The following is a 13,217-nucleotide window of genomic DNA, read 5'->3' on the forward strand; positions in this document are numbered from 1 at the left end:
CGAACTCTGAACGCCGAACGCCGAACGCCGAACCCCGGACGCCGAACCCCGGACGCCGAACTTGAACACGGAACGCCGAACGCCGAACGCCGGCATGAGGGCACGATCTGCCGCGTGACACGACCGCCGGGCGCGCCGACCGTCGACAACTCCTGCGCGAGGTCGCCGGAGCGGCGACGGCAGCGGCGAGCCGGCCAGGGCGCAGGAGTTGCCGACGGGGCGCGCGTGAGCACGGCGCAGGGCCGTCGAGCCCGAGCGAGGAGGCGTGGGTCGGGAGGCGGAGCCGGGGGCCCGGGCGCGCCGACCGTCGACAACTCCTGCGCGACGTAGCCGGAGCGGCGACGGCAACGTCGAGCCGGGCAGGGCGCAGGAGTTGCCGACGGGGCCCGCTTGAGCCCGGCGCAGGGCCGTCCGGCCCGAGCGAGGAGGCGCGGGTGCGGAGACGGAGCCGGAGACCCGAGCGAGACGTGTCGACAACTCCTGCGCGACGTCGCCGGAGCGGCGACGGCAGCGGCGAGCCGGGCAGGGCGCAGGAGTTGCCGACGGGGCCGACCCGACCGGCGGCGGCCAGCCGGCTCGCGTCAGAGGGTGTCGATGGGGCCGGTCAGCGCGAGGTCGCGCGTCACCACGGGCACCGGGGCGGTGTCGGTCCGGCGGTGCCGGGGCGCGGCCGGTGCGATGCGCACGCCCGCGAGGGCGAGGCGCTCCGCCGTCGACGACGGCGAGACGTACTCGCCGACCGTGTCGTACGAGCCGATCGGCACGACCGAGTGCACGACCGTGTCGGCGTACACGTGCACCAGGTTGTACGACTGCGCGCCGTCGCGGCCGCGCGTCCCGCCGACCGCGAGGTCCTGCGTGTAGCACGTGGCCGAGGCCACCGAGACGGGGACGCCCGCGAACATCGCCGTGGTCGAGTAGTGCAGGTGCCCGGCGATGATCGACCGGACGTCGCTGCCCTCGACGACCTCGGCCAGCGAGGCCTGGTCGCGCAGCTCGACCAGCACGCTGAGGTCCTGCACGCTGGGCACCGGCGGGTGGTGCATGGCGATGACCGTGCCGTGCTCCGCGGGGGTCGACAGCTCTTCGGCGAGCCAGTCGAGCTGGTCGCCGGTGAGCGCGCCGTGGTGGTGGCCCGGCACCGACGTGTCGAGGGTGATGATGCGCAGGCCGTTCACGTCGTAGACGAAGTCGACGGGCCGGTCGGAGGGCATCTGCCCGAAGAGCTGCTCGCGGAAGGCGCCGCGCTCGTCGTGGTTGCCCATCGCCCAGATGATCTGGGCTCCGAGGCGCGCCGCGACCGGCTCGAGCAGCGCCCGGAGCTTGCGGTACGCCGCGGGCTCGCCCTTGTCGGCGAGGTCGCCGGTGAGGACGATCGCCTCCGGCCGCATGCCGGAGGCCTCGATCCCGGCGAGGATCTGGGCGAGGCGACCTTCGCTGTCGACGTCGCCGTAGAGGTCGGCGTCACCGCCGACGAGGTGGGTGTCGCTGAGGTGCAGGATGAAGTGGTCGGGCCTCGGGTGCTCGGCCGTCCGGAGATCCATGGTTCTCTCATTCACGTGTCGCCGACGACGGCCCCAGGACGAGGCCCTCGTTGTTCCTTCGTCACCAGTCCACCATTCGTTTGCTCCACGGCCGGTGAACGTCGGTGCGTGTTCGGGTGAACGGTCAGCGAACTGATCGGACACGTCGACGCCCCGCGACGCTACCGACGTGCGGAGGGCCCCGCCAGGCCCCAGGACGGGGCGGAGCGGGGCCCGGCGGTGACCCGGGGGAGTCGCGCTACGGCTTGAGCACCACCTTGATGCAGCCGTCCTCCTTCTTCTTGAACAGCTCGTACATCTCCGGCGCGCGGTCGAGCGGCACCGGGTGCGTGGTGAGGTCCTCCGTGCCGAGCGGGTCGGTCGGGTCCTCGACGAGGGGCATCAGGGTGTCCATCCACTGGTGGACGTTGCACTGGCCCATCTTGATGGTGATCTGCTTGTCGAAGAGGGTGAGGAAGGGAGTCGGGTCGGCCGTGCCGCCGTAGACGCCCGACAGCGAGACGGTGCCGCCGCGGCGGACGACCTCGAAGGCGAGGTGCATGGCGCTGAGGCTGTCGACTCCGGCCTTCTGCATGAGCGCCTGGCCGACCTTGTCGGGCAGCGCCGCGGCGAACTTCTGCACCATGCTGACGCCGCCGTGGTCGTGGGCCTCCATGCCGACGGCGTCGACGACGGAGTCGGGGCCGCGGTCGTCCGTCATGCCCTTGATGACGTCGGCGACGTCCTTCGTGAGGTCGAGCACCTCGACGCCGTGGCGCTCGGCCATGGCGCGGCGCTCGGGGACGGGGTCGACGCCGATCACCCGGAAGCCCTTGTGCACGCCGATGCGGGCCGCGAACTGACCGACCGGACCGAGCCCCAGGACGACCAGCGTGCCTCCCTCGGGCACCTGGGCGTACTCGACGCCCTGCCACGCCGTGGGGAGGATGTCGCTGAGGAAGAGGTAGCGCTCGTCGGGGAGGTCGTGCCCGACCTTGACGAGGTTGGCGTCGGCGCGCTGGATGCGCAGCTGCTCGGCCTGCCCGCCGGGCACCTGGCCGTAGAGCTTGGTGTAGCCGTAGAGGGTCGCGCCCGAGCCGTACTCGGTGACCTGCGTGGTCTCGCACTGCGAGAAGAGGCCGCGCTCGCACATGAAGCACTCACGGCAGGCGATGACGAAGGGGACGACGACGCGGTCGCCGACCTGGATGCGCGAGACGGCGGAGCCGACGGCGGTGACGACGCCCATGGTCTCGTGGCCGAGGACGTCGCCCTTGTCGAGGTAGGGGTCGAAGACGTCGTACAGGTGCAGGTCGCTGCCGCAGATCGCGGCGGAGGTGACCTTGATCACCGCGTCGGTGGGCTCCGTGATCGTGGGGTCGGGCACCTCGGTGACGGCGACGTCGGCGATGGACTGGTAGGTGAGAGCCTTCATGCACCCCGTCTACGCCCGACGGCAGTGAGCGGGCTGGCCGGTGGGGTACAGGTGTCGCGGAGACGACGAAGGCGGCCGCCCCGACAGGGGACGACCGCCTCAGCTGTGCCGCAGGTGCGGCCAGGGGGTGCTACGCGTCGACGCTCACGGCGGAGGCGACGATGTTGACGACCTTGCGGCCGCCCTTGGTGCCGAACTCGACCGCGCCGGGGGCGAGGGCGAACAGCGTGTCGTCGCCGCCACGGCCGACGTTGGCGCCGGGGTGGAAGTGGGTGCCGCGCTGGCGGACGAGGATCTCGCCGGCGAGGACGACCTGGCCGCCGAAGCGCTTCACGCCGAGGCGCTGAGCGTTCGAGTCACGACCGTTGCGGGTGGACGATGCGCCCTTCTTGTGTGCCATGTGTGCTCAGCTCCCTTTACTTGGAGATCTTGGTGATCTTGACGCGTGTGAGGTCGGCACGGAAGCCCATGCGACGCTTGTAGCCGGTCTTGTTCTTGTAGTTCTGGATGACGATCTTCGGGCCGCGGAGGTCGTTGAGGACCTCGCCCTCGACCGTGACCGAGGCCAGGTCGTCGCCCGAGAGGACGGTGTCGCCGTCGACGTGCAGGACGGGGACGAACGAGACGGTGTCGGACGTGTTCGCCTTGAGACGGTCGACGGTCAGGATCGTCCCGACCTCGACCTTCTCCTGACGACCGCCGGCACGCACGATTGCGAAAGCCATGGGATCTCCTTGGTGCAGCTAAGTGTGAGGTGCCCGCGTTCGGGCAACTCGGATAGTCTTTCACAGATGTCACGACCGATCAAACTTCAGCGCCCGCCGCGGTTCACCGCGGAGATCGTCGCCGACGCCCGACAGCGGCTGCTCGACCTGCTCGACGACCTCGACGGCCTCACCTCCGAGCACGCCGACGACATCGAGGTGTGGGGCTCGGCCGTCACGACGGCCGGGTGGGAGATCGCGACGCTCGGCCAGTGGCTGGGGCTGGAGGGCGAGGCGGTGCTGCTGCTCGGCGGCGCCTCCTACCCGGAGATCGCCGAGCACCAGGGCACCAGCGCCTCGGCCGTGTACGCCCGCGTCGGCCGGTCGCTGACGCTCGCCCCCTACGCCCACGCCTCGGGGGCGGACGGCGGCACCACGAGGGTGTCGGCCGACGACCTCGAGCAGGCGCGGGCGGACTACCGCGCTGACCGCGCAGGCGCCGAGGGAGAGGACGTCGAGGAGGCGGGGGTCGGCTCGGGCGCGTCGCTCGCCGACCGCATCCCCGAGGTCCTCCGTGCGGGGCCGCTGTCGACGACCGCGCTCGTGGCCGCGCTGCCGGGCTACCGCCGCAGCAGCGTGCTCTCGACCCTCAGCGTGCTGACACGCCAGGGGAGGCTCGAGCGGGTCGGGCACGGCGTGTACGCGGTCGCCAGGACGGCCGCGGCCCCGCAGGCTGAGCACGGCCCCGGCGAGGCCGGTGCCAGCGGGCCGGGCACTGGCGAACCCGGCACCGCCGCGAGCTAGCGCGCGCAGTCGATGCAGAGCCGCGCCGTCGGGCGGGCCGTGAGCCGCGCCTCGCCGATCCGGGCCGAGCACCGCTCGCAGCGGCCGAAGGTCCCGTCGGCGAGCCGCCGCAGCGCCGAGTCGGCGTCGGCGGCCCGCTCGAGGGCTGACCGCCGCACCGCGTCGAGCTGCGATCGCTCGTAGGCGATCGTCGACCCCTCGGGGTCGTGCTCGTCGTCGACGTTGGCTCCCTCGCGGGCCGCGGCCACCGCCTCCATGTCCTGTCCGAGGCGCGCGGCCAGGGCGAGCGCATCGTCGCGGGTGGCGCGCAGCTGGTCGCCCGGGTCGGTCACGCGACGAGCGGCGGCACCTGCTCGCCCTCGGGCGGCGGGGGCGGCGGGGTGCCGTCGCCGAAGGGCCGGCCGCCGAGCTCCTCACGGCCGTGGGCGGTCAGCCAGCCCGACGGGTCGGGGCCGGCGGGCACGATGCCGGTCGGGTTGATGTCGCTGTGCACGACGTAGTAGTGCGCCTTGATCTGGGCGAAGTCGATCGTGTCGCCGAACCCGGGGGTCTGGAACAGGTCGCGGGCGTAGGCCCAGAGCACCGGCATCTCGGTGAGCTTCGAGCGGTTGCACTTGAAGTGCCCGTGGTACACCGCGTCGAAGCGGGCGAGGGTGGTGAAGAGGCGGATGTCGGCCTCGGTGATCGTGTCGCCGACCAGGAACCGCTGGCCGGCCAGGCGCTCGGAGAGCCAGTCGAGGCGGGCGAACAGCGTGTCGTACGCCCGCTCGTAGCTCTTCTGCGACCCGGCGAAGCCCGCGCGGTAGACGCCGTTGTTGACGTCGCGGAACACGACCGCGTTCACCTCGTCGATCTCGGCCCGCAGGTGCTCAGGGTAGAGGTCGGGCGCGCCCTCGCGGCGGTGCTCGCGCCACTCGGTGGCGAAGTCGAGCGTGATCTGCGGGAAGTCGTTGGTGACGACCTTGCCGCTCGGCACGTCGACGATCGCGGGCACGGTGATGCCGCGGGCGTAGTCGGGCGTGCGGGCGAAGAAGGCCTCCTGCAGGCGCTCGATGCCGAGCACGGGGTCGCGGCCGTCGGGGTCGAGGTCGAAGGTCCAGCTGCGGGCGTCGTGGGTGGGGCCGGGCAGGCCGAGGGAGATGACGTCCTCGAGGCCGAGGAGGCGGCGCGAGATGACGGTGCGGTTGGCCCAGGGGCAGGCCCGGGCGGCGACCAGGCGGTAGCGGCCGGCCTCGACGGGCCAACCGTCGACGGCGTCGCGCGTGATCCTGTCCTCGATGTAGTTCGTGTCGCGGGTGTACTCCTGGCCGGGCTCGACGTACGTGCCCTTCGCCTGCTGGTCGTCGCTCATGCCCGCCACCCTACGCAGGGGCGTCCGAGAGGTCGGGCAGCTCGGCGCCCCCCGGCCCTGAGGCGGCCGAGGCACGGCTCGCCTGCCAGTCGCGCCACATCGCCTTCAGGTCCCAGGCGTTCTCCGCCTCCAGCGAGATGCCCTTCTCCCCGGTGCGCCGGGTGCGCCCCTGGATCAGCATGAGCTTGGTGCCGAAGAGCAGCGAGCCCGCCCGCGACTGGGCCTCCTCGAAGAAGGTCGCGTCGGCGCAGCCGGTGCCGTCGTCGAGGCTGATGAAGACGACCCGCTTGCCGCTGCGCATGGGCGGCGTCTGCGTGGCGATGCGGATGCCGGCGACGAGCACGGTCGTGCCGTTCCAGTGGTCGCGCAGGTCGGCGGCCCGCGTGACCCCGAGGTCGTCGAGCATGGGCCGGTAGCTCTCGACGACGTGCTCGCTGACCTCCATCGAGAGGATGTCGAGCTCGTCGCTGACCCGGTCGCGGAGGCTCACGTCGGGGGTGCCGGTCGGCACCTCGGCCGAGTCGTCGACGCTGAAGTCGAGCTGGTTCTGGACGTCGGAGGCGCGGGGCCGGGCGGTGCGCTGGGTCAGCGACCGCACACGGGCCAGCACGTCGCCCCGGGTGCGGCCCGGGCCGGCCAGCGAGTCGAGCGCCCCGACCTGCGCGAGGCGCTCCACCAGCCGCCGTGACGGCGTCGCTCGCTGCCAGAAGTCGGTGATGGAGTCGTAGGGCCGGCCCACGACGATCCGCGCGAGCTCGGCGTCGGTGATGCCGTGCACGTCGGCGAGCGAGAGCCGGATGCCGAGGTCGCCGGGGCGGCTCGGGGCGATCGGGGTCGCGGGGGCGCGCACGCGCTCGACGCTGTAGACGTCGGTCGACTGGTTGACGTCGAGCGGCAGCACGGGCACCCCCATGCGTCGTGCCTCGGTGAGCAGCAGCCGCTTCGGGTACATGCCGGGGTCGTGGGTGAGCAGCCCCGCGAGGAACTCCGCGGGGTAGTGGGTCTTCAGCCAGGCGCTCTGGTAGGTGGGCAGGGCGAAGGCCGCTCCGTGCGCCTTGCAGAAGCCGAACGAGCCGAACCCCTTGAGCACCGCCCAGATCCGGTCGACCTGCGCGTCGGTGAAGCGCCTCCTGCCCCGCTCGTCGACGTTGGCCCGCGTGCGGCGCCGGAACTCCACCTCGAGGTCGTCGTCGGCGCCCTTGCCCATGTGCCGGCGGAGCTCGTCGGCCTCGGCGAGCGACACCTCCATCGTCGCCTCGAGGATCCGCAGGACGTGCTCGTGGTAGATCACGACCCCGTAGCTGTCGTCGAGGAACGACGCGAAGCTCGGGTGCAGGTAGTCGGGCTGCTGGAAGCCGTGCTTGGTGTCGAGGAAGGGCGCGACCATGTTGCCCTTCATCGGCCCGGGGCGGAACAGCGAGATGTCGGCGATCAGGTCGCTGTAGCGGTCGGGCTGCATCTTGCCGATCAGCTCGCGCTGGCCCGGGCTCTCGATCTGGAACATGCCGAGCGTGTGCGTGGTGCGGATGGCCTCGAAGGTGGGCTCGTCGTCGTGGGGGATCTCGTCGAGCTCGACCCGCCCCTCGCGGTTCACGTAGGGGACGTCGACCGAGAGGCCGCCCGCGACGGCCGCCCGGGAGCCGTTGACCCGCTCGATCTCGTCGAGGGCGTAGGCCATCGAGCTCTGCATCCGGACGCCGAGCACGTCGAGCTTGAGGAGGCCGGCGTCGTTCATGTCGTGCTTGTCGAACTGACTCATCGGCAGGCCGATGCCGCTCGGCTGCACGGGCGTCGTGCTGAGCAGGTCGGAGTCGCCGAGGATCACGCCGCACGGGTGCATCGAGATGTGCCGGGGGAGCCGGTCGAGCCGCTCGGTCAGGTCGACGAGGAGGTCGATCTGGCCGTTCTGCCGCGCGAGGTCGGCGATGGCGCGCAGCTCGGGCTTCTCGGCCATGGCGGTGCGGAGGTCACGGGCGTTGGACCGCCAGACGTTGTTGGCGACCATGTCGATCTGCTCGTCGTCGAGGCCGAGCGCCTGGCCCGCGTCACGGACGGCCCCCCGGCCCCGGTAGGTCGACTGCATCGACATGAGGGTGACCCGGTTGCTGCCGTAGCGGTCGAAGATCGCCCGGTAGATCTCGTGCCGCCGGGCCGACTCCACGTCGATGTCGATGTCGGGCAGGGTCTCCCGCTTGTTGCCGAGGAACCGCTCGAAGAGCAGGTCGTGCTCGATCGGGTCGACGTTCGAGATGCGCAGCAGGTAGGTGACGAGGCTGCCCGCGCCCGACCCCCGGGCGGCGTTCCTCACCCTCATGTCGCGCATCAGCTGCGAGACGTCGGCGACGGTGAGGAAGTAGCCCGCGAAGCCGAAGCCCGAGATGATGCCCAGCTCGTAGCGCATGCGCTCCTCGACGGTGCGGCGGAGGCCCTGGCCCGCGTGCCCGAAGCGGGCCGTGACCCCCGCCTCCGCCCGGCGGAGCAGCACCTGATCGGGGTCGCCCTCGACGCCGATCGCGCTCAGCTCGGGCACCTTGGGCTGCCGCCAGCGGAGGTCGGCGTCGGGGTCGAGCCGGCAGCGGTCGGCCAGCCGCTCCGTCGCGGCGAGCATCTCCTCCGCCGCCCGGCGCGACAGCGACGAGGCGTCGGCGACGAGGTGGGCGATCGCCCGCATCGCGGCACCGTTCTTCAGGGTCGCCTGCGCGTTGGGCTGCGGCGTGAACGAGCCGAGCGGTGCCAGGTGGCCCGCCGAGTCCAGCACGTCGGCCGTCACCGCGCCGTCGGCGTCGAGGTAGCGCACCGCGTTGGTCAGCACCGCCGGCACCCCCACGTGCTCGGCGAGCTCGAGCATCCGGGCCGCGTGCCGGACGCTCCGGCTCTCGCCGGGCTCGGTGAGGTGGCAGACGACCTCGACGACGACGCCCCCGGGCAGCTCGCGGGCCCAGTCGGCGAGGGAGGCGGCGGCCGCGGTGCTGCGCCCCTCGCGCACCAGCCGGCCCACGTCGGAGTCGGGGCCCAGCAGCACGGTGGCGGAGGCGCCCTCCTCGCCCCGCAGGAACGCCCGCAGCCGGGAGCGCCCGATGGTCGCCGTGCTGTTGGCGCTGCCCGCCGCCCGGCGCGTGGCCCGGCCGTGCGCGGCGCTGATCAGGCGGCAGAGCGACGCCCAGCCCTCCCCGGCCCGGCCCTCGCCGGAGCCGTGGGCGAGCACGACGACCCGGTCGACCGGGGCCGCGGCGGAGGCGGCCGTCCGGCTGCCGGCCGCCGTGGTCGTCGACGCCTCGGCCCGGTCGTCGGCACAGCCCAGCTCCACCCCGACGATCGGATCGATGCCCGCCGCCCGGCAGGCCCCGATGTGCCGGATCGCGCCGTAGAGCCCGTCGCGGTCGGTGATCGCGAGGGCGTCGGCCTCGTCGGCCGCCGCCCGCTCGACCAGCTGGGCCGGCGGGGTCGTGCCGTGGTGAGCGCTGAACGAGGAGGCCACGTGGAGGTGGGTGAAGCGCATGGTCGTGCTCCGAGTCGGGACCCCGGCCAGGTCTGGTCGAACGTGTGTTCGATCAGTGTACGTCCTCGGCCGGGCCGCGCCGCCGCCGGGCTGTCATCATCGGTGCATGCCCGATCGACGCCCGAGCGGCTCCCGCCCCGACGTCCGGGCCGACGTCCGCACCGCCTCGCGGTGGGCGCGCGTCCTGCTCGGCCAGCCGCGCCTCCTGCTGGCCGTGAAGGCGGCGCTCGCCGCGGCCCTCGCCTACTGGCTGGCGCCCCACGTGCCCGGCGTGGCGGCCGAGTACCCGTACTACGCCCCGCTCGGCGCGGTGATCGCGATGTACCCGACCATCAAGGCGTCGCTCCGCCAGGGGGTGCAGACCCTGCTCGGCCTCGTCGTGGGCATCGTGCTGGCCACGGTCGTCTTCTCGCTCCAGGAGGGGCAGCCCGGCGTGCTCGCCGTCGCGGCGGTCGTCGGCGTGGGGACGCTGCTCGCGGGCATCCGCCGGCTCGGCGCCGGGCGGGACTGGGTGCTCACGGCCGGGCTCTTCGTGCTGCTGCTCGGCGGCAGCGCGACCACGGAGGGCGACCAGGCCGACTACTCGACGGGCTACGTCATCCAGGTCGCGGTCGGCGTGGTGGTCGGGCTCACGGTCAACTACCTGCTCGTGCCGCCGCTCTACGCCGGGCGGGCCGACGAGCGGCTGCGCTCGCTGCAGGCATCGCTCGCCGACCGCACCGACGACGTCGCCGCGGTCTTCGAGGCCCGCTGGCCGCTGGAGGGCGACGACTGGGAGCGCCGCGTGGCCGAGCTGCCCGGCACCCTCCGCCGGGTCCGCGACGCCGTGCAGTACGCCGACGAGTCCCGCCGGCTCAACCCGCGCTGGAAGCTCCGGCGCCGCGACCTCGGCCAGGAGTACGCCGACCTCGTCGTCTTCGAGCGCGTGGGGTTCCACCTCCAGGACATGGCCGAGGTCTCCGGCATCCTGGGGCGCCGCATCGGCCGCCAGATCGGGATCGTCGAGGAGCTCGCGCCGGTCGTCGCCCGCGCCGCGCACGCCGTCGCCGAGGTCGTCCGGCTCCGGGGCGGCGACGACGTCGACGCGTTCGTCGAGGCCCGGCGCCGGGTCGCCGACCTCTGGGAGGCGATCGACGAGCACCGGCACCTGCCCACCACCGACACCAGCGGGGGCGTCTCGATCGCCGTGTCGATGGGCCGGATCATCGCCGCGCTCGACCCCGACGACACCACGGCGCCCCGACCCGACGACGACGAGGGGGAGGCCGACGAGGGCGGGGGAGGCGCGGGGAGCGACGCCGAGGGCGGCACCGGCCCCGCCGACGGCCGCGCGGGCGACGAGCCCACCGAGGGCGGCACCGACAGCACCGGCCCCGTCGACGACCCCACCGCGCCCCGCGACACCGAGCCCCGCCGGTGAACGTGCTCCCCGCGGGAGCAGTACGGTTGACCGGGCACCGGCGCCCGAGCGCGACGCGCTGCCCTCCCCGGGCGGCCCCGCGGGGGCCGGGAATGGTCCGCCGCCCGTCGCGTTGACCCACCGGGGCCCCCAGCACACCGGCGCGGACGCGCTCGTCGTCCGCAGCTCTCGGCCCGCATCGAGGAAGGACGACCATGACCACCGACACCACGTCCCCGTCGGCGGCTGCCTCCGGGCAGTTCACCATCGGAGGCGACCTCCCCGTCACCCGCCTCGGGTACGGCACCATGCAGCTCACCGGCGAAGGGGTCTGGGACCAGCCCCGCGACCACGACGAGGCCGTCCGGGTCATCCGCCGGGCCGTCGAGCTCGGCGTGACCTTCTTCGACACCGCCGACTCCTACGGCCCCGACGTGGCCGAGCCGCTGCTGCGCGAGGCCCTGCACCCCTACGGCGACGACGTCGTCATCGCCACCAAGGCCGGCCTCACCCGCCCGGGCCCCGGCGACTGGCGGCCCGTCGGCCGCCCCGAGTACCTCCGCCAGCAGGTGGAGATGAGCCTCCGCATCCTGGGGCTCGACCGCATCGACCTCTTCCAGCTGCACCGCATCGACCCGGCCGTGCCCCTCGCCGACCAGGTCGGCGAGCTCGCCGCCCTGCAGCAGGAGGGCAAGATCCGCCACATCGGCCTCTCCGAGGTGTCCGTCGACGAGCTCAAGGAGGCGCAGCAGACCGCGACCATCGCCTCCGTCCAGAACCTCTACAACCTCGCCTCCCGCGACGCCGAGGCCCTGCTCGACCACAGCGAGGCCGAGGGCATCGCCTTCATCCCGTGGTTCCCGCTCGCCACGGGCGCGCTCGCCGCACCGGGCGGGCCGCTCGACGCCCTCGCGACCGAGCACGACGCCACCCCCTCGCAGCTCGCCCTCGCGTGGCTGCTCCGGCGCTCGCCGGTCATGCTCCCCATCCCCGGCACGTCCAGCGTCTCGCACCTGGAGGACAACGTCGCCGCCGCCCAGATCGACCTCAGCGACGACGAGTTCGCCGCCCTCACGAAAGCTGCACAGTGACCGACACCACCACCCTCATCATCCTCGGAGCCTCGGGCGACCTCACCGAGCGACTCCTGCTGCCCGGCCTCGCCAGCCTCCTGAAGAGCGACCGCGGCGTCGACGTCCAGCTCATCGGCACCGGCCGCAGCGAGCGCACCCCCGAGGAGTGGGACGGCGTCGTCAAGACGGCCTTCAACGGCGACGCCGGCAGCGACCTCGCGAAGAAGACCCTCGCCTCCAGCCGCTACATGCAGGGCGACCCCACCACCGTCGAGCACCTCAAGGCCCTCTTCGAGGCCTCCGAGGGCACCCCGGTGATGTACTTCGCGCTGCCCCCGGCGATCAGCACCCGCGTGATCCAGGCGCTCGCCGAGATCGACCTGCCCGACGGCCTGCGCCTCGCCCTCGAGAAGCCCTTCGGCTCCGACGAGGAGAGCGCGCGCGAGCTGAACGCCGAGCTGCTGAAGATCGTCCCGGAGGAGCGCATCCACCGGACCGACCACTTCCTCGGCCGCGCCACCGTCCTCAACATGATCGGCCTCCGCTTCGCGAACCGCCTCTTCGAGCCGGTCTGGAACGGCGAGAACATCGAGAAGGTCGAGATCTTCTACGACGAGGTCCTCGGCCTCGAGGGCCGTGCGCAGTACTACGACAAGGCCGGCGCCCTCGTCGACATGATCCAGAGCCACCTCCTGCAGGTGCTCGCCGTCATCGCGATGGACGCACCGTCGAGCATCGACTCGGTCGAGCTGCGCAGCGAGATCGCGCGCGTGCTCCGGGCGACCTGGGTCAAGGGCGGCGACCCCGTCGCCTCGAGCCGCCGGGCGCAGTACACGGCCGGCACGATCGACGGCAAGGCCGTCCCGTCGTACTCCGACGAGGAGGGCGTCGACAACGACCGCCAGACCGAGACCCTCGCCGAGGTCGAGTTCGAGGTCAAGACCCGTCGCTGGGCCGGCGTGCCCTTCATCCTGCGCTCCGGCAAGGGCATGACGAAGATCCGCAAGGAGGTGCTGATCACCTTCAAGCCCGTCCCTGCGCTGCCCGAGGGCCTGAACGGCTCGTCGACCCCCGACACGCTCCGCATCGAGATCAGCCCCGAGACGATGGAGCTCGGCGTCACCACCAACGGCAAGGGCAACCCCTTCGACCTGGAGCAGTCCACCTTCCAGGTCACGCTGGGCAAGCCCGAGCTCACGCCCTACGGCGAGGTGCTCAGCGGGATCTTCCACGACGACCCGACCCTGTCGATCCGCGGCGACGTCGCGGAGCGCTGCTGGGCCATCGTGGCGCCCGTCGTCGACGCCTGGACGGCCGGCGACGTGCCGCTCGACACCTACGCGGCCGGCTCGACCGGCCCCGCGGACTGGCCCGCCTGATCGGCGCCGACCGCCCGGCGGCGCCCTGAGCGCCGCCCCACGACGAGGCC

At 72.9% G+C, this 13,217-nt stretch carries 11 protein-coding genes; 4 read left to right on the plus strand and 7 right to left on the minus strand.

Annotated elements, in window-relative coordinates; genetic code table 11:
* Positions 1-581 precede the first annotated feature (581 nt).
* The 4 genes from ASF82_RS04855 to rplU all read right to left on the minus strand — a co-directional run bounded on the left by ASF82_RS04855 (position 582) and on the right by rplU (position 3,683).
* On the minus strand, positions 582-1,544 hold the full coding sequence (locus ASF82_RS04855; RefSeq protein WP_056054104.1) for a phosphodiesterase: 963 nt from the start codon (positions 1,542-1,544) through the stop codon (positions 582-584).
* A 238-nt stretch (positions 1,545-1,782) separates the two neighbouring features.
* A complete protein-coding gene (locus ASF82_RS04860; protein WP_056054107.1) occupies positions 1,783-2,958 on the minus strand; it encodes an alcohol dehydrogenase catalytic domain-containing protein in 1,176 nt (391 codons plus the stop codon).
* 130 nt (positions 2,959-3,088) lie between these two features.
* Positions 3,089-3,358: a 50S ribosomal protein L27 gene (rpmA, locus tag ASF82_RS04865; RefSeq protein WP_056054111.1), complete on the minus strand. Its 270-nt coding sequence runs from the start codon at positions 3,356-3,358 to the stop codon at positions 3,089-3,091.
* 16 nt (positions 3,359-3,374) lie between these two features.
* Positions 3,375-3,683, minus strand: a complete 309-nt coding sequence (gene rplU / locus ASF82_RS04870; RefSeq protein WP_056054115.1) for a 50S ribosomal protein L21 — start codon at positions 3,681-3,683, stop codon at positions 3,375-3,377.
* A 66-nt stretch (positions 3,684-3,749) separates the two neighbouring features.
* On the opposite strand from rplU, the gene ASF82_RS04875 reads away from it, so the two are divergent.
* Positions 3,750-4,466, plus strand: coding sequence for a hypothetical protein (locus tag ASF82_RS04875; protein WP_056054119.1), 717 nt, complete (start codon positions 3,750-3,752; stop codon positions 4,464-4,466).
* On the opposite strand, the gene ASF82_RS04880 is transcribed toward ASF82_RS04875, so the two are convergent.
* The 3 genes from ASF82_RS04880 to ASF82_RS04890 are packed head-to-tail and all read right to left on the minus strand — an operon-like array spanning position 4,463 to position 9,316.
* Entirely contained in the window at positions 4,463-4,798 is a 336-nt protein-coding gene (locus tag ASF82_RS04880) for a TraR/DksA family transcriptional regulator (protein WP_056054122.1), read from the minus strand. The genes ASF82_RS04875 and ASF82_RS04880 overlap by 4 nt on opposite strands.
* Positions 4,795-5,817 carry a glutathione S-transferase family protein gene (locus ASF82_RS04885; RefSeq protein WP_056055826.1) on the minus strand — a complete coding sequence of 341 codons (1,023 nt, stop codon included), beginning with the start codon at positions 5,815-5,817 and terminating at the stop codon, positions 4,795-4,797. The genes ASF82_RS04880 and ASF82_RS04885 overlap by 4 nt, the downstream gene beginning before the upstream one ends.
* A gap of 10 nt (positions 5,818-5,827) precedes the next feature.
* Positions 5,828-9,316, minus strand: coding sequence for a DNA polymerase III subunit alpha (locus ASF82_RS04890; RefSeq protein WP_056054125.1), 3,489 nt, complete (start codon positions 9,314-9,316; stop codon positions 5,828-5,830).
* Positions 9,317-9,422: 106 nt separating this feature from the next.
* Here ASF82_RS04890 and ASF82_RS04895 point away from each other — a divergent pair, with 106 nt between their 5' ends.
* The 3 genes from ASF82_RS04895 to ASF82_RS04905 all read left to right on the plus strand — a co-directional run bounded on the left by ASF82_RS04895 (position 9,423) and on the right by ASF82_RS04905 (position 13,167).
* Positions 9,423-10,736, plus strand: a complete 1,314-nt coding sequence (locus tag ASF82_RS04895) for an FUSC family protein (RefSeq protein ID WP_056054128.1) — start codon at positions 9,423-9,425, stop codon at positions 10,734-10,736.
* A 194-nt stretch (positions 10,737-10,930) separates the two neighbouring features.
* Positions 10,931-11,806 carry an aldo/keto reductase gene (locus ASF82_RS04900; protein ID WP_056054131.1) on the plus strand — a complete coding sequence of 292 codons (876 nt, stop codon included), beginning with the start codon at positions 10,931-10,933 and terminating at the stop codon, positions 11,804-11,806.
* Positions 11,803-13,167: a glucose-6-phosphate dehydrogenase gene (locus tag ASF82_RS04905; RefSeq protein WP_056054134.1), complete on the plus strand. Its 1,365-nt coding sequence runs from the start codon at positions 11,803-11,805 to the stop codon at positions 13,165-13,167. The genes ASF82_RS04900 and ASF82_RS04905 overlap by 4 nt, the downstream gene beginning before the upstream one ends.
* Positions 13,168-13,217 lie beyond the last annotated feature (50 nt).

Source organism: Frigoribacterium sp. Leaf164 (assembly GCF_001423665.1).
Lineage (GTDB): Bacteria > Actinomycetota > Actinomycetes > Actinomycetales > Microbacteriaceae > Frigoribacterium > Frigoribacterium endophyticum.